Annotated in this window: 16 protein-coding genes, 1 tRNA gene and 3 pseudogenes; 11 read left to right on the top strand and 9 right to left on the bottom strand. The window is 47.2% G+C overall.

The window, feature by feature from the left end; all coding sequences use genetic code 11:
* The first annotated feature begins 10 nt into the window (after nt 1-10).
* On the top strand, nt 11-2380 hold the full coding sequence (locus LOZ86_RS07465; protein ID WP_230243031.1) for a fimbria/pilus outer membrane usher protein: 2370 nt from the start codon (nt 11-13) through the stop codon (nt 2378-2380).
* A gap of 4 nt (nt 2381-2384) precedes the next feature.
* On the top strand, nt 2385-3395 hold the full coding sequence (locus LOZ86_RS07460) for a Csu type fimbrial protein (RefSeq protein WP_039484172.1): 1011 nt from the start codon (nt 2385-2387) through the stop codon (nt 3393-3395).
* On the opposite strand, the gene fadJ is transcribed toward LOZ86_RS07460, so the two are convergent.
* From fadJ to LOZ86_RS07445, 3 genes and pseudogenes are all read right to left on the bottom strand, one after another.
* A complete protein-coding gene (gene fadJ / locus LOZ86_RS07455) occupies nt 3388-5625 on the bottom strand; it encodes a fatty acid oxidation complex subunit alpha FadJ (protein WP_039514039.1) in 2238 nt (745 codons plus the stop codon). The genes LOZ86_RS07460 and fadJ overlap by 8 nt on opposite strands.
* Complete coding sequence (fadI, locus tag LOZ86_RS07450) at nt 5622-6935, bottom strand: acetyl-CoA C-acyltransferase FadI (protein WP_230243029.1); 1314 nt, start codon at nt 6933-6935, stop codon at nt 5622-5624. Before fadI ends, fadJ begins: the two co-directional genes overlap by 4 nt.
* 205 nt (nt 6936-7140) lie before the next feature.
* Nucleotides 7141-7263 (bottom strand): annotated as a pseudogene (locus tag LOZ86_RS07445) (DUF4158 domain-containing protein); the annotation flags it as partial.
* A 274-nt stretch (nt 7264-7537) separates the two neighbouring features.
* Between LOZ86_RS07445 and LOZ86_RS07440 the strand changes: the two are divergent.
* Together LOZ86_RS07440 and LOZ86_RS07435 are read left to right on the top strand one after the other, a co-directional pair.
* Nucleotides 7538-8896 (top strand): hypothetical protein, encoded by a 1359-nt coding sequence (locus LOZ86_RS07440; protein ID WP_052012060.1) that lies wholly within the window; start codon nt 7538-7540, stop codon nt 8894-8896.
* Nucleotides 8897-9063: 167 nt separating this feature from the next.
* Nucleotides 9064-9354 (top strand): annotated as a pseudogene (locus LOZ86_RS07435) (hypothetical protein); the annotation flags it as partial.
* A gap of 163 nt (nt 9355-9517) precedes the next feature.
* On the opposite strand, the pseudogene LOZ86_RS07430 reads toward LOZ86_RS07435, so the two are convergent.
* Nucleotides 9518-9673: pseudogene (locus LOZ86_RS07430) on the bottom strand (transposase); the annotation flags it as partial.
* 93 nt (nt 9674-9766) lie between these two features.
* Between LOZ86_RS07430 and LOZ86_RS21510 the strand changes: the two are divergent.
* Complete coding sequence (locus LOZ86_RS21510; protein WP_373425774.1) at nt 9767-9883, top strand: thioesterase, FlK family; 117 nt, start codon at nt 9767-9769, stop codon at nt 9881-9883.
* Between the two features lie 59 nt (nt 9884-9942).
* Here LOZ86_RS21510 and LOZ86_RS07425 read toward each other — a convergent pair whose 3' ends face one another.
* Nucleotides 9943-10239 (bottom strand): YfcZ/YiiS family protein, encoded by a 297-nt coding sequence (locus tag LOZ86_RS07425; RefSeq protein WP_080728052.1) that lies wholly within the window; start codon nt 10237-10239, stop codon nt 9943-9945.
* Nucleotides 10240-10702: 463 nt separating this feature from the next.
* On the opposite strand from LOZ86_RS07425, the gene fadL reads away from it, so the two are divergent.
* Complete coding sequence (gene fadL, locus LOZ86_RS07420) at nt 10703-12004, top strand: long-chain fatty acid transporter FadL (protein ID WP_039483968.1); 1302 nt, start codon at nt 10703-10705, stop codon at nt 12002-12004.
* A gap of 168 nt (nt 12005-12172) precedes the next feature.
* Here the strand turns inward: fadL and LOZ86_RS07415 are convergent, their stop codons facing one another.
* The 3 genes from LOZ86_RS07415 to mlaA form a co-directional block, all read right to left on the bottom strand.
* The gene (locus LOZ86_RS07415; protein WP_052012059.1) at nt 12173-14083 is read right to left on the bottom strand and encodes a PI-PLC domain-containing protein; all 1911 of its coding nucleotides are present in this window, start codon (nt 14081-14083) and stop codon (nt 12173-12175) included.
* A 385-nt stretch (nt 14084-14468) separates the two neighbouring features.
* Entirely contained in the window at nt 14469-16052 is a 1584-nt protein-coding gene (gene mqo, locus LOZ86_RS07410) for a malate dehydrogenase (quinone) (protein WP_039483966.1), read from the bottom strand.
* Between the two features lie 362 nt (nt 16053-16414).
* Nucleotides 16415-17176 carry a phospholipid-binding lipoprotein MlaA gene (gene mlaA, locus LOZ86_RS07405; RefSeq protein ID WP_039488099.1) on the bottom strand — a complete coding sequence of 254 codons (762 nt, stop codon included), beginning with the start codon at nt 17174-17176 and terminating at the stop codon, nt 16415-16417.
* A 522-nt stretch (nt 17177-17698) separates the two neighbouring features.
* On the opposite strand from mlaA, the gene LOZ86_RS07400 reads away from it, so the two are divergent.
* A tRNA-Arg gene (locus LOZ86_RS07400) sits at nt 17699-17773 on the top strand.
* Nucleotides 17774-18020: 247 nt separating this feature from the next.
* Here LOZ86_RS07400 and LOZ86_RS07395 read toward each other — a convergent pair.
* Complete coding sequence (locus LOZ86_RS07395; RefSeq protein ID WP_052012136.1) at nt 18021-18269, bottom strand: GNAT family N-acetyltransferase; 249 nt, start codon at nt 18267-18269, stop codon at nt 18021-18023.
* Between the two features lie 184 nt (nt 18270-18453).
* Here LOZ86_RS07395 and LOZ86_RS21340 point away from each other — a divergent pair, with 184 nt between their 5' ends.
* The 4 genes from LOZ86_RS21340 to LOZ86_RS07380 all read left to right on the top strand — a co-directional run bounded on the left by LOZ86_RS21340 (nt 18454) and on the right by LOZ86_RS07380 (nt 20983).
* Complete coding sequence (locus tag LOZ86_RS21340) at nt 18454-18579, top strand: hypothetical protein (RefSeq protein ID WP_039488102.1); 126 nt, start codon at nt 18454-18456, stop codon at nt 18577-18579.
* A gap of 223 nt (nt 18580-18802) precedes the next feature.
* A complete protein-coding gene (locus LOZ86_RS07390; RefSeq protein ID WP_230243028.1) occupies nt 18803-19339 on the top strand; it encodes a hypothetical protein in 537 nt (178 codons plus the stop codon).
* Nucleotides 19340-19349: 10 nt separating this feature from the next.
* Complete coding sequence (locus LOZ86_RS07385; RefSeq protein ID WP_230243027.1) at nt 19350-20159, top strand: lysozyme inhibitor LprI family protein; 810 nt, start codon at nt 19350-19352, stop codon at nt 20157-20159.
* A complete protein-coding gene (locus tag LOZ86_RS07380; protein WP_111778751.1) occupies nt 20156-20983 on the top strand; it encodes a hypothetical protein in 828 nt (275 codons plus the stop codon). The genes LOZ86_RS07385 and LOZ86_RS07380 overlap by 4 nt, the downstream gene beginning before the upstream one ends.
* Nucleotides 20984-21158 lie beyond the last annotated feature (175 nt).

The following is a 21158-nucleotide window of genomic DNA, read 5'->3' as shown; positions in this document are numbered from 1 at the left end:
GAGGCCAAGTGTGAAGCGTAAACCAGGTGCCTTTCCCCTGCTCATCTACGCTCCCCTTGCGCTGTTTTATTCTGCGGCGACTCTCGCGGAAGACTATACCGATCTTCCCGCCCCCCCCAGCGCTATGCCCTCACTCAGCGAATCCGTTTATTATTTAACGCTTTCCGTTAACGGACAGAGCGATAACACAGTTATCCCTGTCACGTATCGTGGCGGGAGCTATTATGTGGATGCGGCAACACTGCGTCAGAATCACATTCACCTGTCGGAGCAAAGCGTAGGGCAGGTTAACATCAGCGCCCTGCAAGAGGTCACCGTCGATTACGACCAGGCCATACAGCAGCTAAAGCTTACCGTGCCCATGCACTGGCTACCCGAGCAATCCGTTGACGGTGGGGGGCAGGATATGGCACGTTTCAACGCCCGCAGTAGCCCCGGCCTGCTATTCAACTATAACCTTTATTATACCTCGCCCCACGGCAATTCAGATTCGCTCAGCAGTTGGATGGAACAGCGTTTTTTCAGCCCCTACGGAACTTTATCCAACACGGGTATCTACTCTTTCGCATCGAGCAACAGCACTTCGCAGCAAGATGGCTATCAGCGCTTTGACACCTATTGGCGCTATAACGATAACGAACGCATGATCACCTATCAGGTTGGCGACCTGATTAGCAACTCTCTGACATGGAGCAACTCGGTACGCATGGGCGGCCTGCGTGTCGCCCGCAACTTCGGCCTTCGCCCGGATATCGTGACCTATCCGATGCTGCAATACACCGGTACGGCCGCCGTACCCAGCACACTTGACCTGTTTATAAACGGTTATAAAGCCAACAGCACCAGCCTGAACGCGGGTCCATTCACCCTTACCAATACGCCTTACCTGAACGGTGCAGGGGAAGCGACCGTCATAACCACAGACGCACAGGGGCGACAGGTTTCCACCACGCTCCCCTTTTACGTCTCCAACGCCTTGCTGAGAGAAGGATTAAGCGATTTCGATCTGTCCGTTGGCATGTTACGTCAGGATTATGGCGTACAGAATAATTCCTACACTGACGATCCTGCCATTAGCGGCATCTATCGCTATGGATTGACCAATAAACTGACGGTATCGACACATGGCGAGGCCTTACAGGATCTGTATCTGCTCGGCGCTGGGGTAGATTTTACCATCGGCCGCTGGGGCACGCTGAGTTCTTCCTACAGCCAGAGCGAAAAGGAAGCCACAGGACACCAATACACCACGGGTTATTCTTACTACAGTTCCGCCTTTGGCCTGAGCGTTCAACACGCTAAACGCAGTGAGAAGTACCGCGACTTAACCGTCGTACTTACAGAAGGTCGCCTCAGTCGGGAAACCTATCAGGCAACGCTCAGCAGCCAGCTGTTTGGTGAAGGGAATGGTTCATTCGGCGTGGGTTACTTCGACATCCGCGCGTACGATTCAACCCGTACCCGCCTGCTGAATCTCTCTTTCAGCCGTCAGATCTGGCAAGACAACTCCATTTACCTTGCCTTTAACAAGGCACTGGGAGAAAACGGCTACAGCGCCCAGCTCCAGTTTGTGATGCCTTTTGGTAGAAACGGCAGCATCAATGCGGGGGTTCAGCGCGACAGCAATGGTGATTATTCACCGCGCGTAGGGGTGAACCGCACCGCGCCGACTGAAGGCGGATTAGGCTGGAACGCCGCGTATGGCGCGGGGAAAAATCCTTATCACCAAGGCTCGCTGAACTGGCGTGGCCCTTATGCCATGCTTGCCGGCGGAACCTATGGCAATGAAGGCGATACCACGCAGTGGGGGGAACTAAGCGGCTCACTGATCTACATGAATGGGGGGGTTTTCCCCAGCAACCGCATCAACGACGCCTTTATTGTGGTCGATACTGAAGGATACCCCGATGTTCCAGTAAAATATGAAAACCAACTGGTGGGGAAAACCAACAAACGCGGCCACTTACTCGTACCGTGGGTCGTCTCCAACTACCCCGCGAAACTGGAAATCGATACGTTACAACTGCCAGCCAACGTCACCACACCACAGGTTGAATCACGCGTGTCGGTCAAAGAAGGCAGTGGCACCATCGTGAAATTCCCCGTTCATGTCGTGCGAGCCGCCAACATTAAGCTGCGCAATACGGATGGAAACCCACTCATCATCGGCACTTGGATAACCGACGAAATCAGCGGCAACACCACCATCAGCGGCTACGATGGCCTAGCCTACTTCGCTAATCTGGGAACCGCTAATCGCTTACGTTTTGAACAAGAAGATGGGCGGCTTTGCAGGGTGGAATTCTCACTGCCGGAATCACAGGCCGTGATGGCGACCATCGGCCCACTCATCTGCCAGACGACTGCCCCAAAAGGATAAAATGATGCTGACCACAATACCGAAAATCCAGCACGTCTTCCCCACCAATTGGCGATCCGCCTGCTGGCTACGTCTGGCTTTCTTGCTGATGGCGCTGTATTACGCCCCCTTTAGCTACGCCGCCTGCACGACGCCACCGAGTTCCACTACTCTCGGGCCTTATGGTTCTTCCGTCGTCGGCGTTAACGGTACCCCACAGATCGTGGCATCGGGGAGTGGGTTTCGCTGCACAGGAGGGGTATTAAGTGTGGGGGCTACCAATACCATTAAGGCCACGATACAGAGTGATAGTAACCCCAGCGGTACCACTATGAGAATGCGTAGAGGGACAAGTTCAGACTATATTCCTTATAGCCTGTGTATGGATACAGGATGCGGTACAGTCTATAACATCGGCTCAAGCTACACTTGGAGCCAAACAACTGTGCTGGGCATACTCGGCTTGTTCAATTCATCGGATGGCACCATGCCAATTTATATCCGTACCAGCATTGGCAACAATATTGCCGCAGGTACTTATACCGACGTGGTAACCATTCTGTGGGATTACAATATTTGCTCTCTGGGGATCCTAATCGCCTGTCTTTATGATAGGGGATCGACGACTTCAACCCTCAACATTACCATGAACATTACCAATGATTGCCAGATCACCAGCGCGCCAAATATCAGCTTTGGCACAGCGGCATTTCCCGCCGATTTCGCGGCAGTTAGTAATAGCCTCGGGATTCGCTGTACGCTGCTGGGCGCGTACACCGTCAAGCTCGTCAGTACGCATCCCGACGATGCCAACTGGCGTAGAATGACGGCCACCGTCGGCGGCACGCCTTACTATTTGCAATATCAGCTCTACCGCACGGGGAACATCGCCTGGACCGAGACTAACGATTACAGCGGGGCGGGGACGGGGATCACACAGAATATCCCTTACACCGCCCGAATTAACGCCAGTCAGGCCAGCAAGCCGGAGGGGGCGTATAAAGACACCGTCACGATTAACGTCACGATCAACTAGCGCTATCGTCCTCATCGGTTGGCGGATAAAACGTCCGTCGACCTTCCCGCATCGAGAGCAAACGTTCACACGGCGCGAACCGATCGCCATACAGTTGTTGCAACACCAGCAGCGTTTTCACGACCGTTTCCACTCCCAGACGATCCATATAGTGGAACGGCCCGCCGAGGAAAGGGGGGAAGCCAATGCCAAATACCGCGCCGATATCTCCATCGCGGGCACACTGGATCACCCCTTCATCCAGACAACGCGCGGCCTCATTCAGCATCATCATCACAGCACGCTGGCTGATGAGCGCGGGGTCGATATGGGCCTTCGGTGTCACATCCAGCAGCGGATAAACCGAGCTGTCTACCTCTCTGCCCGCGTGCCAGAAACGGCGCGTTTTATTGTACCGATAGAACCCTTTCCCATTCTTGCGCCCTTTGCGCCCATCTTTCAGGATCGCATCAAACGCTGGCGGAGAGGTAAAGCGCTTGCCCAGTTCTTCACTCAGCACTGGCACAATTTTGGTCGCGACATCAATACCGACTTCATCAAGCAGCGCGAGCGGGCCGACAGGGAAGCCAAAACGCACCAGCGCATAGTCAATCGATTCGATCGGCTCCCCTTCCAGCAGGCAATAAGCGGCTTCGTTGATATAAGGCGCTAATATGCGGTTCACATAAAAACCAGCGCTGTCGCCCACGACAATCGCGATTTTCCCCTGCTTTCTCGCCAGAGCCACCGTCGTTGCGACCGTCTCTGCGCTGGTGTGAGCGTGGGGAATAACCTCAACCAACGGCATTTTATCCACCGGGCTAAAGTAGTGCAGGCCCACAACCTGCTGCGGGCGGTGCGCGCCCTCTGCGATCTGGTGGATCGGCAGCGAGGAAGTATTCGACGCAAAAATCGTGTGCGGTGCGGCATGATCTTCAATCTCTGCCACCATTTGCCGCTTCAGCGCCAGATCTTCAAAAACGGCCTCAATGACGATATCCGCATGTTCAAAACCACGATAGTCCGCACTACCGGAAATCAACGTCATCAGCCGCTGGCGCTCCGTCGGCTTCATCCGCTTACTCTGAACGCGCTTGGTCAGCAACTGCCAGTTGTACTTCAGCGCATGGTTAATACCCTGTTCATTGATGTCTTTAATACGCACTGGCAACTGCCCGCGCGTCGTCGTGACGCTGGCAATCCCACCGCCCATCAGCCCACCACCGAGAATACCGACGCGGTGGATCGGCTTCGCTTCAGAAGCCGCACCGGAGGTTTTCTTTAATGCATTGGAGGCAAAGAACAGATGGCGTAGCGCGGCCGATTCCGGCGTCATCACCAGTTTGCCGAACGCTTTCGCCTCATGCCGATACCCTTCCTCACGGCCTTTTTCTATGCCCCGACGCACCACCTGAATGATTTTTTCCGTGGCCGGATAGTTGCCGTGTGTTTTCGCACGCGTTTTGCGTTTCACCATTTTGAACAGCACATGGCGAATACCCGGACTGCTCAGCAAACGCGAACGCCAGCCCAGCGGCACCGCTTTGCGTTTTCCTTTTTTGAGAATCTCGACCGCCGTCTCCAGCAGGATATCGTGCGGGACAGCCTCATCAACCAGCCCCTGCCGTAGTGCCTGACTCGCACGGAGGTGGCGACCGGTTAGAATGAGATCCAGCGCGCTATCCAGGCCAATCAGCCGTGGCAACCGCTGCGTTCCGCCTGAACCGGGAAGAAGGCCAAGCTGCACTTCCGGTAGCCCCAGTACCGTTTTTTCATCCAGCGAGCAGACGCGATAGTCGCAGGCCAATGCCAGCTCCAGACCGCCGCCCAGACAGGCACCGTGGATCGCAGCCACCACGGGAAACGGCAGCGCGGCAACCTGATCGAACGTTTCCTGCCCTTGCTTCGCCAGATTTTCTGCCTGTTCGGCGCTGCTGCACTGGTTCAACATGGTGATATCCGCGCCGGCGATAAACGAATCAGGCTTGGCGGAAATAAAAATCAGCCCTCTGAGCGTCGCATGCTGCCGCGCCTGCTCGAAGACCGAAAGAATCTGTTCTGCAAATTCGCTCTTTAGCGTGTTCACCTTTTCGCCGGGGACATCAATGCGAATCACACCGATATTGTCCGGCCGAATAGTGAGGGAAAAAGCAGTCGGACTTTCTGTTGCGGGCACTGTTTTTTCCGTTGCAGATAATATCTTTTCCGTTGCAGACGATGTTGTCACGGAGAAAGGCTGTTGATCGTTCATGGCGTCACCTCCAGTACCATTGCCGCACCCAGCCCGCCAGCCGCACAAGCGGTGGTTAATCCCAGCCCGCCGCCGCGACGACGCAGTTCATTCAGCGTTTGGGTAATCATCCTCGCCCCAGTGGCGGCAAAGGGATGCCCATAGGCAATAGAGCCTCCCAGCACATTAAATTTGTCGCGATCCACTTCGCCCAGCGCGGCGTTTCTGCCTAATTGATTCCGAGCGAACTCATCGCTGGCAAACAGTTTGAGATTTGCCAACGTCTGGGCGGAAAAGGCTTCGTGCATATCAATGAGCGTGAGATCGGCCAGCGTCACGCCAGCCCTTGCCAACGCCAGCGGGGAGGCATAAGCCGGCCCCAGCAACATATCACGCTGCACACCGATGGCGCTGAATGCATAGCTGCGCAGATAGCCTAGCGGCGTGAGCCCCAGACTTTTGGCCTTGGATTCACTCATCATCAGCACCGCCGCCGCGCCATCCGTTAGCGGTGTACTGTTCGCCGCCGTGACCGTACCGTGTCGACGATCGAACGCCGGGCGTAAGCGGGAATACTGCTCCAGTGCAGAATCATGGCGCACGTTGTTATCTTCACTCAGCGCCTTGTCATAAGGTGGGACGTAAGCCGTCATGACTTCATCACGCAGCACGCCGGATTCCCAGGCCTGAGCCGCCAGCTTGTGCGAGCGGTCCGCCAGTTCATCCTGCTCTTCACGCGTGATGCCGTAGGTTTTTGCCATTTGTTCGGCAGTATCGCCCATGCGCAGCCCGGTGGAATACTCCGCCACGGCGGGCGCAACCGGCAGCAGGTCTTTCGGGCGCAGGCCGCTTAGCAGTTTCAATTTCTGGCCCAGCGTCCGAGCCTTGTTCATATCCACCAGCGTTTTGGCCAACGCTTTACTGACACCAATCGGCAGCACGGAAGAGGAATCCGCCCCGCCAGCAATGCCGACTTCCACCGTCCCCGCCATAATGCTTTCCGCCACGTTGGAGACCGCCTGAAAGCTGGTAGCACAGGCGCGCGACACGCTGTAGGCATCGGTATGCACACTCATGCCCGTGCCGAGCACGATCTCTCTGGCAATATTCGGCGCTTCAGGCATTTGAACCACCTGTCCGAACACCAATAGTTCGATCAATTCAGGATCGATCCCCGTGCGAACCAGTAATTCACTGGTGACGAGCTTTCCTAATTCGATGGCAGGTACACCATGATAGGCTGTTGCCTGCCGGGCAAATGGGGTGCGTAATCCGCTCACGAACGCAATGCGATCGCCACGGCGGGTTATCAGAGGTAATACCTCGCTCATAAGCGCTCCTGTTAACCTAAAATAAAGTACGCGCACAACAGGTCAGACCTGATTTCATTGTTAACCAGATAGTTACATTACGCAAAGCTGCGCAACACAAAAGTGTGAAGAGCATGCGATTGTCAGCCCTGATACCAGCAATAATTCCCAGTTGGCGAGCAACAAACTAGTGCACGTTAGCCGGTATCGATGACAGATCATGAGGTCATATGCCAAGAAAGCGAACGCTTCCGATCAGCAATGCCACTGCAAGACGGTTGGCTCTGCCGTGCCGGTTGTTAATGAAAGCCATATCAGCTTCGCCCAGCAGAAAAAAACGGGGCAGCTGAACATCACTAGGTTCGCCGGAAAACTGACCATAGCTGACCCGTTGATAGGCGTTTAAAAAATAGGCAGAAAAAGTAACTCACCCTCGCATGAGTAAAGAAAACGGTCGTTTTCTTTACTTCTGTTTTCCGCTCAAACGGCACGACTGAAAAACGTTTCCTGTATTTCCAGTAAATAAAACAATGCTAATATTGAGGTCACAGCTACGAGTATGTTTACAATATGTGAGTGAAATAATATGCCGACACTAAAATCACACCAAAGAGAGTTTAAGTATGAATATAACACCTTGTATTTCCCAAGTACCACTCAGTATCAACGGCGTTGAAGGAATTAATCCTGCCGATTTATCCTCAAAAAATATTCGCGGAAGAGATATAATCATAATAAATCCGACTTGTGAGGGCGGCGGAGATCATGCCTTGGCAAAAAAAATAGCCAATATAGCTTTAGATGCAGGTTGTAGGGTAACCATATATTCACTAAATTTATTTTCATATGGTGAAAATGCGCACAATCCAAAATATCAAAACTATACCTTGCACAATGAAGAACCTCACCACATATCCCATTTAAACGACCCTCTTTTTATCATCTCCCCGGTGGGGATTGCTAAAACAAGCATTCTGGAAAAACACTTAAAAAAAATATGTGAAGAATTCAAATTCCAAAAAGATGACATTATCCTTATAGAGGAGATGGATCTACTCGATAGTAATAGTCAAGAATTAAACAACTATAATGACATGCTAAAAAAAATTGGGTTCACTAACATTAGCATAAATAAACTTGGATTTGATAGCGGATCTATAGGGTACATACCTACAGATGAAAGAACAATTAATGAAATAAAATCCAGATTTGAAGGTGAATTGATAAATTTATTTGATAGCTACAATGTAACTCTTTCAAGGGACAATAGTTATCACCTAGCGTACATTAGCTCAGACACTTATGTTACCGGATCGCAGGTCTTCATTGCCAACACACTCAGCGAAATAGTCGAAGATGAAAGAAGTGCAACTTTCATCATGAGTCTGCGGGAACTTCATACCTCGAGAATCACCGTTCTTACTAACGGGATAGAAAACATTCTGAAAACAAAAAATGAGGAATTTGACTACGCATCTCTCTTTTCCAAGGCCACAATTACTGTGATAAACTCTGATAGCGGTAATATTGAAAGACAAAATATTTTTACTGGTAGTGGAACAAAAAAAATAAAAATTATTATAACAAATAAATTGCCAAAAAATATCTATGATGATTTCCTAATATTAGCTGACACTGGGATGGCTAGTGGAGATCAGTCTCTTAGTGATTATCTCACTATAAAAGGGAAATTCCCTTATTATGACATGCAGCCTTGGAAGGCTCCTTTGGTGAAGTCTATAAAAAAACTCGGTGGTCGGGATTTAGAAAAACACCTAGACAATAGAATTACTGGGAGAAAGCCATTCACAGGAGAAATAATATCATCTTTAAAATCAAACATAACACAACAAACCTTAACCCCAGAGCAACTGACAAAAGTAAACGAGTTAGATAAAATAATATCATCCAATACAGCAGAAAAATATATTTGTGAGTTAATTAAATCCAGAATGAAAAATATTAAATCAACGGGATTTTAACGTCTGCATTATCCCATTGATATGTAAGCGCCCCGTGAAAGACGTCTTGAGAAGATTGTTTTTCTGGTAACAATCGCGTCCATCTAAATATTGATGGACGCGAACGATGAATTCCGGGACAAATGACGTGACCTGCTATCGGGCTATTAGGGGTCTGAAGCCTAACCGAGTTTGTCCCTGAAAGCTGGCGCAGGGTGGTGATTACACCTGCGGGTATTGACCGGCAGTATTATGAATTTTGTGCGCTCAGCGAACTTAAGGGAGCGTTGCGCTCCGGGGATATCTGGGTTAAAAGCTCGCGCCGCTACAAAAATTTTGATGATTACCTCATACCCGAAAAGGACTTTGACAAACTCACACTGGCGCTGCCACTGCCCGTACCTGCTGATTATCATGAGTACATTACCAGCCGTATGACTCTGCTTCAGTCCAGACTTGAAGAGGTCAATACCATGGCTGCCCTTGTTGCGTTCTGTTCGCGGATCAGGGATCTCCACGACAAGAAGCGGTTTATCAAAGGGAAGCTCGCTGCAATGGTTTCCACGTTATATTCCGGTAGCTCATCAGCCAGTCGTGGGGCACCGTGCCGCTGTTTGGCGTTGATGTTGTCTGGCTCTGTTACTTGCTGCGCCAGTTATAGAGCTGGGATTCATACAAACTGAATTCACGAGCAGCGACAGCAACACCGATGCGTACTACAAGCTTCAGGGCTCCATTGCGGAATTCAGGCGTATGTTGCTTACGTGGCTTTTTACTGGTTGATACGGATTTTGCCATGTGAGCTACCCCAGGTAGAGAGTTTACTCACTTAGTCTCGTGTCCACTATTGGCGGGTAAAATCAGGTTACCGCCAGCGTTGAGCTTGTTGAAATCGGCCACAGGACACTTGTCTTTTGGGTCACTTGTCATGATGAAAACGGACTGATTGGTGAAGGAACTCACCAGCGCGCAATCATCAACGTAGAGCGCTTCATGAAGCGTTTGTAGGAGAAATAAAGCGAGTCTGGCAGACTCTGCGATAACGCAATGCCTGCCAGAAGGAAGACTTAACGCAGGCCGAGCTGGAAAATCATCGTTTCAGCCTGGCAGCTGAACGTGAAATCAATGTCCAATTTAACGCCGCCGCCTACATCTTCCAGCGTGCTGGTGATTTCGCAAGGTTCGGATTCTACCGCTCGCGCTTTTTCCGTCAGGGCGGCCAGTGCTGCTTCCGCCTCAGCACGATCGCCGAAAACGTTGCTGTAAGACGCCGTGCAATCCGTGTTATCCATAATTGTGCCGACATCGACACAGCAGCAGGCTGCGGTTTCTTCAGCGCTGCATTTGTTGATTACGTTCGCCATACTACTTTCCTCTTAAAACGCGGGAGATATATACTCGTCATACTTCAAGGTGCATGTGCGTTGTTCAAAACGCTAACGTTTTGTCCTGCAACTCGAATTATTTAGCGTATATGATCCAGTTCAAATATTTTTATCTTCCTCATATTTTACTCCCTCATCCCGAAGCAGTACCAGCACTTCATGCTGACCAGTAATTTTAGTGATATCAATCACATTACGGTGTTGTGCGGCAGTAAAGACCGAGTAATATCTCTTCACACAAATTAACCAAAACGTTAAGCAGATCTAAATTTTGCATCATTCCGGACATATTTTTAACACACCATCGCAACATTGTCGGATTCCCAACTTATACTTTGCCAACTGGTCTGATTTGTCAGGCTGAGTGCGCCCCCTACAATGCGCGTCCCTTGTTACTTCGTGTAACAAAGTTAAATAACAAGCATATAAAGAGGTTTTGGTCATGAACCAGAAAAACCTGTTCAAACAATCCACAATTGCTGTTGCGGTGGCCCTGTTTTCAGCAAATGTGTCCGCGGCTGGCTTCCAGCTAAATGAATACTCATCATCTGGTCTGGGACGCGCGTTTTCTGGTGAAGGTGCCGTAGCCGATAATGCGACCTCCGGTAGCCGTAACCCGGCGACCATGACCATGTTTGACCGCCCGTCTTTCTCCGGTGGTGTCACCTATATCAACCCGGATATCGATGTTCAGGGGAAAAACTCCCTGACCGGGCAAGATACCAGCGCCAAAAATATCGCACCACACGCCTGGGTACCGAACCTGCATTTCATCATGCCGCTGAATGAACAGTGGGCAATTGGTGCTTCCGCCACCACTAACTATGGTCTGGCGACTAAATTTAATGATAACTATGCAGCAGGTTCTATCGGTGGAGAAACCGACCTGTTGACATCAAACCTGAACCTGAGTGCCGCGTATCGCCTGAACCAACATTTCAGTTTTGGTTTAGGGGTTAACGCGGTTTATGCCGATGCCAAATTTATTCGGCGCGCGGGTGAACTGGCTAATGTTCCTGCCGGTGCGGGTGGCGCTCAGGGTGCCGTTGCGGGCCCGTCTTCAGAGATGGCTCGTCTGGAAGGTAAAGAATGGGGATACGGCTGGAACGCCGGTATTCTGTATGAAGTGGATGACAATAATCGCTTCGGCCTGACCTATCGTTCCAAAGTCGATATCGATTTCAATGGCGATTACAGTAACCAACGCACCGCTGGACCTGGTGCCCTCAATGGCGCAACAGTACCGGGTCAATTAACACTCAATCTGCCAGAAATGTGGGAAGCATCTGCCTACCACCGTGTAGCGCCGAAATGGGCAGTTCACTACAGCCTGACCTACACCAGTTGGAGCCATTTCCAGGAACTGAAAGCGACAGGTAACGGTGGCAACACGCTGTTCCAGAAAGAGGAAGGCTTCCGTGATGCCTACCGTATCGCACTCGGCACCACCTACTATCATGACGATAACTGGACGTTCCGTAGCGGTATCGCGTTTGATGATAGCCCAGTACCAGCCGACAGACGTTCTATCTCTATTCCCGATCAGGACCGTTTCTGGTTGAGCGCAGGCACCACCTACGCCTTCAATAAAGACGCGTCTGTTGATGTTGGCGTGTCTTATATGCATGGTAAGCAAGTTGATATCAGCGAACCGATCTCTGATAGAGCAGGTTCTCCAAGTTACAACTTTACCTCCAAAGGTAAAGCCTGGCTGTACGGCGTGAACTTTAACTATGCGTTCTAAATAAAGAATGGCGTTCTAAGTAACGTACGAGTTTATAAATAAAGCACGCGTTCTATTGCTATCAGTCAGAACGTGATAAAGCAGGTAAGGCAACTTACCTGCTTTTTTATTGCCCTAATGTAACAAGGCGAAGAACCTCAAAAGATTCGTGTTAGTTTTAATTTTCAACTACTGATTACCACTTGATTTTTTGATTTTAAACACCTCCCAAGGGCCTGGAGGCGTATATTGACCATTTACAACCCCAGCTCCATGAGGTTCAAATTTGTCTATATTTGATCCATCCAGGCGTAAATAAGCATTTGGGAACTGTACTGACCTAATGGTGAAGTTACCTCCACTATTTTTTTCTATATAAAATCTTTCCCAAGGACCGGGAGGAGAATATTGACAGTTTACAATTCCAGCACCAGAATAAATATTCTCGTTTACGTTACTCCCATCCAAGCGTAAGTAAACATCAGGAAATGCTAAGGAACGTATTCGGCTAACATTATTTTCATCCGTTTCAATTGAAAATTTTTCACATTCTCCAGGCGGTCCATACTGCGCATTAACTATACCGAATCCAGCAGGATTTTGTTGGTTACTTCCTGCTCCATCCATTCGTAGAAATACATTCTCGAAGTGCACAGATTCAATAGTAAAGTATTCTGTACTCTGCTCAATACGTTGTAATGTTACAGTTGATGAAATAAGCGCCAGGTTATTATCAACAAAATCATTTAGGAAAATTAATGGTAATTTTTGAGGTGCTATTTTAGCAGCGTTACTTAACACCCACGGATAAGTGGTTTTATCAAAATTTAATTTTGTTGACATTAAAATGGAAGATGCATCGCTGAGGGAGAGGAATTCAGAGATGTATGATGGAATATTAATGGCATTAGTCGCCGTATCCTGAAGCTGAAGAACGGTATAGGCATCTCCTGCTGGAGGCGTTGGTTTGATGCGTTTAAGCGCATTAATAATACTTTCAGGATTTAATGTGCTGTAATCGGCGTCGCTGTACGAGTCATATTTTTGTGCTAAATTCCAGTCTGCAATTTGATTAAGGAAGATTAATCTTTTATTTTCAGCAATGAGGTTCTCGTAACTGACGTCTAGATCTGATGCATTTCCTGTTTTTATATTTTTAAATATATTATTTACCGCTGATACGATTGTTTCTAACTCCTCTTTTTTTGGTTCTATTATTGCATCAGATAAACCCTGTCCGTTCAAGCTGACAATCACAATTTCAGTTGGATTTTTGTCAAGCCATCCGAAGACGTCAGTCAGGAAAGCATTCAGGGAGTATCCTGGTATAACTGAATGAATATGATAGAATTCAGGTGCTACGGTGTTGAATGGGGAGGGGAGTTTTCCTGGCCTGAAATCAAAATAACGACATCCTAAGTTTAGCTGGGTAGTTATATCGTCTTTTTGAGTAACAGCAAGTTTTATTAATAATCGCCTAAGTTTTGGTAATCCTAAAGCCACTAATATTGGAACAGCAACGCCTAAAATAGGTGCCAAATAACCTAGAAATGCGGTTAACAAACCACCGTTCTGAAGTATTTTATCCAAGGCTTTTAAATCGAAAGATCCTGCATCATGAGAACCAGCGAGAGCAATATTGTAAAACGGAGATGATTTAAAATTTGGATTTTTTCCTGCGGCATCCCCCATCCATTTGCTCATATTTGGTGTTATGTACACATAATTCTGATCCCTATTGGTTAAACCCCCAGCACCAGAACCAGCATCGTAGAAACCATAAGATATTGCAGAGCCTTCATTGATTATTGAAGGTGTGTTCATCATATCTTCAAAGTCTCCACTCATATTTCCAGTGAGACCATTGATTTCAACTTTTCGATAAAAAGGAGGTGCACTGTTAACAGTCCAATCAAACGTTCCGATGATATGGAAAGGTAAATCTGTATTTACTTCAAATTGATTGAATTGAAAAGAGTCATTTGAGAAGAATATTTTATTAAAACTAGGACTTTCACTTCCTGCATCATATTTTGATGCTGACATAGTAAAATCAACACCGTTAATATAAACACCGAAATCCACACCTTTACTTGGCATAATAGCTATCCTTAAAGAATATAAATAACATTGGTTTTTTGAAACGGTAAAAAATCACCTCGAAAGGAGGTGATCTAAGATCTAGAGTGACTTTCAAAAAAAATCAATGTGAAAAATTTATTTTTTTAATAAATGTGGCGATATTGGATGAACAGTCGCGGACACAGACAGACTTTGCCTATGAGGCAACCTAAGCCACGTTACCACACGATCAACTGGCTGGAAGTTATGTAACGCATCACTTATTTCGGAAAGCTTTAACACACCTAACGCATTGATAAAGTTTTTTTTCCTTATCGTAGTCCAACGAATTGCGATTCAGGATGGGACAGCGTGAAAAAAGGCCGCTTTCGCGGCCTTACATCGTGACTTCCAGCTAACCCGATTACTCAGGCTTAACCTCAATATAGTCCAGGTCCAGCGTGCTACTGGTATAGCTGCGGATTTTATTGGTCATTTCAATATTACCGTCCAGCTTCTGACCATAAGATGGAATGATCTCTTTCAGTTTGCCCTGCCATTCCGGCGTAGCCACTTTATCTTTAAACACTTTTTCCAGCAGGCCCAGCATAATCGGCGCAGCGGTAGAGGCGCCTGGTGAGGCTCCCAGCAGTGCTGCAATCGAGCCATCTTGCGAGCTGACGATCTCAGTACCCAACTTCAGCACACCGCCCTCTTCATCATCTTTCTTAATAATCTGAACGCGCTGGCCAGCAATCGTCAGTCTCCAGTCTTCTTTCTTCGCGTTCGGGAAGTATTCCTGCAACGCGGCGAAACGATCATCGTCGTCCAGCATGACCTGGCTAACAAGATATTTCACCAGATCGAAGTTATCCAGGCCTACGTGCGTCATCGGCATAATATTAGAGAAGGTGACAGAACCGATCAGATCCCACAGCGAACCATTTTTCAGGAACTTGCTGGAGAACGTAGCAAAAGGCCCGAACAGCAGCACTGGCTTACCGTCAAAAATACGGGTATCCAGATGAGGAACTGACATCGGTGGCGCACCGACAGAGGCTTTACCGTAAACTTTCGCCATGTGGCGCGTCACGATTTCCGGGTTTTCTGTCACCAGGAATTCACCACCAACTGGGAAGCCACCGTACAGTTCGGCCTCAGGAATGCCGGATTTCTGCAACAGTTGCAGTGCCGCCCCACCCGCACCGATAAAGACAAACTTCGCCTTAATCACGCTTTCTTTCTCGCCGTTCTTCAGATCGGCGTAAGTCACGCTCCAAGTGTTATCCGCATTACGCTTGATATCACGCACTTCTGAATTCAGGTGCAGCGCAAAATTGGATTTGGTTTTCATCGCACCAACCAGCTGACGCGTGATTTCACCGTAGTTCACGTCGGTACCGATAGGCATACGAGTCGCCGCAATCTTCTGAGCCGGATCGCGGCCTTCCATCACCAACGGCGCCCACTCTTTGATCGTATTGGGATCGTCAGAGAACTCCATGCCACGGTACAGCGTGCTGTGCTGCATCGCATCATAGCGGTGCTTCAGGAACGCGGTGTTCTCATCACCCCAGACAAAGGCGATGTGTGGCACGCTATTGATGAAAGAGTGCGGATTATTCAGCACGCCGTTTTTCACCTGATAGGACCAGAACTGGCGCGAGACTTCAAACGCTTCGGTAATTTCCAGCGCTTTGCTGATGTTGATTGGGCCGTTAGGATTATCCGGCGTGTAGTTGAGTTCCATGAAAGCCGAGTGACCCGTACCGGCATTATTCCAGCCGTTAGAGCTCTCTTCCGCCACGTTATCCATCCGCTCAACCATGTCGATAGACCAGTCTGGTTGCAGCTCCTGTAAATACACGCCCAGCGTAGAGCTCATAATGCCCCCGCCGATCAGTACCACATCCGTTGTCTTCTCTGTCGTTTTAGCATCTTCAGCCATCGCCAGTGGGGCGTTAACCACCACGCTGAGGCAGAAGAACATAGCAAGTAGTTTTTTCATGCTTATATCTCTATTTTTATAAGTGCAGGTAAATAGAATTCCGGGCATTCATTAACACACGACCACGCAACCATCCGTAAAAGGCATCATTCTTATGACCTTTTTGTTAATAACCTTGCTAACAAAAAAATCAGCGTGCAGGCACATTTCAACCATGATGGACATCAGTACGGGTTAACGACGTAGCATTATTGTTATCTGGAGGGAGGAAATAAATTTTAGTAAGTAAATAAATGAACAACAATGCCATAACTTTTAAGAAACAAACCACAGAATCCTCATGGTAAAAGTAAGTTTAGCAGTGTTTTATAAAAGCAAAAGGCACCCGCAGGTGCCTGTGAAATGAGCGATGTGACGCAACACTATTTCGCTGAATCGATCTCGTCGAGCGAGTCTTCAATCGCTGCCGCATTCGGGTTCGTCTGCGGGGTGAGTTTTCCATCACTGGCAAGGAAATCATGCCGTTGGAAATAGGCTTCACGCACCATCAGATAAGGATCGGAAGAGTTACTCAGCAGCCCGTCAGAATCCAACAGCTGTGCTCGCGTTTCCAGCCCTTCGATAGCCCATTTACCCGCGGACATCCAGAACGTCAGATAGCTCAGCATCGGATACAGCGTATCCACTACGCCACCGCCGTCTTCACGAGGTGTCACGCTACCGTAGCCGGGTACCACCACATAAGGCCCGTAGCCCACGTCATAATGGCCTAATGTGCTACCAAAGCGGCGAGACTCTTCTTTCGCCAGTTTCGGGTTCGCCATTGAGGCTACGTCAATCAGGCCGCCCATCCCGAGCAAGGTATTCAGGAAGAAACGGTTAAAGTGAATCATCGCTTTATACGGCTTGCCTTCAACGAAGTAGTTCACCATCGTTGCAGGCTCTTCCAGGTTACTGAAGAAGTTCCCCAGTCCGTTACGCGCAGGCGTCGGCACATAATCGCGCCAGGCCACAGCCGCAGGACGCACCAGATAAGGATCCAGAACGTCATAGTTAAAACTGAACATGGTACGGTTAAAGCCTTCAAGCGGATCAGAACGTCCTTCTTGAGCTCGATCCCCAGAACTGGCGCAGCCGATCAATAACACGCTGGCAAACACCACCCCACTCAGGCGGTAATTCATATCTGTTCTCCCTGATTTATAGTGTGCTATACCCGCGACCGAAAATGGGTATTCCCAGTATCAGCCCCAGCCTATCAGGCTGAGCGACAAGGACGGGATATCGGCCAACAGTGTAACATTTTATCGCTCCATCGCTACGTTGGCTTACGCATTACTGCATTTTCAGAGGTTTGCCATTTTTCTTATGGGGACAACACGCGGCATCGTTGCGACACGCGCTCCAGCGTGGGCGACAGCACGGTATTCCCTTGTTCCCCTCACTGCTTAGCACCGCCAGCCTAAATCAGTGAGTCACGCAACGCCCCATGTTGTAAAAACTGACTACGCTTATTATTTTCGCACTCATCAGCCATGCACAGATTCGGCAACAGCGGGAGGCATTCATCCCACGTAAAACGCTAAAAACGACGCAAAACGAGGAAAAAGAACGCCTGTCAGCACGCCGATTGGCGACACTTTGAGCAAACGAGCCGTTAAGTGCTTATTCTCAGAGCAAAAATGCGTATAATGCTTGGGCTTTACGTCTCCATAGTTAAACGGATATAACAAGCCCCTCCTAAGGGCTAGTTGCAGGTTCGATTCCTGCTGGGGACACCATTCACGCGAAATATCACTCCGCAGCGCCCTGATTAACTACTATTATTGCTATTGTGCCCTCTTTCTTTACTTCCTAATCAGTGCAAGACGGCCTCTACTCTTCATCGCCAAGCATTTTTCTAAACGACGCCTGATTCTTTATTTCTTTGAAACCCATGTGTTCGTAAAAACGATGTGCTTCTATTCTGCTTTCGCTTGAGTTCAACCGTATGCCTGCGGCGCCAGTAGCGTTAGCCCAATGCTCAGCCTATTCCATCAGCGCTTTTCCGATGCCTTTTCTTTGGACATCGCTCCTGACAGCCAGCGCCAAAATATTCACTAGCCTCGGTCCATACGAACTAATGTACTCAGTGACAAATAGCTGGTTCGTTGGTGACGAAAGTAAATAACACAGACGTTGTTCTGTCTCTTCAGGCGGATAATCATAGTACCGTGCATCTTTATTCAAAAAATGAATAACTGAAATATCTTCTAATGCAGCCAGCCGAATATTCATGGTCTTTTCCCAGAAAAGGACATCTCTTTTCATTCCGCGGATAACGATACTACGGCTTGTCACGGTAATCAGGCCGATTGCTCACTCGCTGTAGCCGCTATCACATAAATAGAGGGTAATTTTATTGTGCGATCTGCGTGGGCTCTAGGGTCACATTAATTTTATCTAACAATACGGGGGTTATATGGAATGGCGACATATCATGACGCCGGAGGACGAACGATTGCTGTTTGAGCGTCACCAGGCAACGATGGACGAGCATCTACAAAGCGCTGGTGTTATTGCTGATGATTCGGCGCACTGGCAGTGAATCCGATATCATTATAACGACGCCGATAATGAAACGTAGCCCTAAGCAGCGACAACGGCTTGAATCGCAAAGAATATGTACTTACAACCATGAATAACCTTATAATATCAAAATAATTCATTCACTATTTGTAAGGAATACGTATTTATTATGAAACGGAGTTATATAAAAATCGTCGTTTTACCTTTTCTTTTTCTCTCCAGCGCAAGACTTCCCCACTTTTGTGACAAATTTCACCAATGTGTTGCAAAAAAGTAAACTATCACAAAAGGACTATAACCAATTTATTGAACTCACTAATTCCTATTTTATTCCATCTAGCTATGGTGTAAACATAGCGAAAAAAAATAAAATAAGTTATAAAAACAACGAAATAATGCCAAAACTGGAATCTGACGCTAGCTTTATCTTTAATGGTTCAAATGGAAAAACGGCTTTTTTTTCATTTCTGCAAGAAATAAAAAACCTACCGCCGTCAGAAAAATATTTTGAAAAATCCTACACAGATTCAGGATCGGTCTTCGTCATGAATTACTATACGCTGTCATCAAGCATCATTAATATCCAGATGGACATCGTGTCTCCTCCTGGCCTCAAAGGAATTATCATCAATATACTTAACGAAAGGGAATCTGAACTTAGACAAGAAGCAGGCGAAGGGGCTTATATTTACCAATTCAAAAAAATAAATGATACCTATAAGATGGTCAGTACCAATGCCTATTCATCTTCAGATAAACGAATCTGTATGTCCTGCTAACAGGATTTCAATGGAATTGAAAATGATAAAAATCATAATAAAATCGCTATTTTTGATAATACTTTCATCACACTATGTTAACGCAAATAATCTTGTGTGTCGTAGTCCACTTGTTATTCAGTCGTTAATCAAAGAAGATCAAGAGAAAGCACAGCCCATTAGCGACCGTGTATCTTTAGAGACAATTGTAAAAATTGAATTTGAATATGACATCATTATCACAAAACTTAAAACAAAAAATAATCTAAGTTGCTTTGGCAAAGCCAAGATAAAAATCCCATCTGATGTGGCAACCTTTTTAAAGTATTATCCTATTCTAGAGAATGGAGATCCTAAAGCAAAAAGCATTTACCTTTTCAATCTTTACCCCTACAAAAAAGGTAATGAATACATCGCATTAGACCGTGTTTATTATAATGTTCATATTTCTGACAATCAGCAAGAAACCAATATTATGTATCCACACGATGAGTCAGTCTCACGCACACTTTATGGCCTAGCCTGGTTACAAGAAAATGCGGCAAGGCTGGAAGAAAAATCACCATATTTTAAATATATTAAAGCCATTGTCGAATTCAGAGAGGCGGATAGTGCATTAAACATTTACTGGAGTAGCCTGCCCGACTATATTAAAGGGCAGATGAAAGAGGATACACGGCAGTGGATAAAAAATAAAAACAAAAGATGCGGTGCAATAGAAACTATCGCAAGCCAAAATCGTTCTTTGGAAGATCAGGCAAAAATTTATACCTGCCAACAGCAGATGACGAGGGAAAGGCTTGTACAGCTTGGATTGACTGAAAACAAGGACAAGAAATGAAACAGCTCCTCTATGTCATGATTGGAATTATCCTTACTTGCACGTCAGCATATGCAAAGGACGACTTTCAATGCAGCGATCCCAAAGCGGTTGAAGCCGTTAAAAAAACGTTTGCCGACCGTGCAAAAGCAATGTTCTATAAGTCCTCTTCTCAGTCTGTTGATACTGTAAACGTTATTTATTCTAAAATATCAACTCAGCCACGCTGGGGAAAAGCATTCTCATGTAGCCTTCGGGTCGAAATTCTCATTAGCCAGGAGATCATCGACATCATTCTTAATAAAGATGAATTTTTGTATACAAAAGATGAAATGGGTAAAATTGGCAATAACATTTTCACTAAAACAGGCGAAAGCAAAGATAATAGACTCAGCGATAAAAAGATCGTCATTCCGTCATTTTCCTACGATCTCAGTATTCCTGAATATGAAAAGGAAATAAAAGTAGAGAAAAAATCCTATGATGCCCTATCCAGAGCAATTTATGCCGTAGCCTGGCTCAGTGAAAACGCCGAAAAAATCACAAAAACCGCACAAGAGAAAACGCTTAAAAGTGAAAAGGAACAATATATTTTCTTTTTCACCGACGTATATGGAATATTGGAAGACGCACCTGAAGACATAAATAGAAAATTCCACTCTTCTCAAGAAAAATGGGTTAAAGAAAGAAATAAAAAATGCGGAAATACCGAATCCTTAGAGACGAATAATCTTTCAATTAAAGAACAGATTCATGCTTACCGCTGCCATAATGCAACGATGAGTGAACAAGTATCGAGTTTATCACCAGATGAATGGGAGGATTTCTCGGCATTTCTGCAATAAAGTGACTAATTTAACCAATTGCTCTGAACAGTATTCTCGGATATCCCTTTCTCTTAGTTTGGGAGGGATTTTTGTGAGTAACCAACAAAACGATATGTACATAAACCATTTGGCAGGAAATCGCTAACATAAGATACAGACTCCTCCTTTTGCGTTAAATTTCTTAATTCTACAA

Origin of the sequence: Pectobacterium parvum (genome assembly GCF_020971565.1) — a bacterium.
Classification (GTDB): domain Bacteria; phylum Pseudomonadota; class Gammaproteobacteria; order Enterobacterales; family Enterobacteriaceae; genus Pectobacterium; species Pectobacterium polare.
This window is presented reverse-complemented; position numbering and strand designations above follow the sequence as displayed.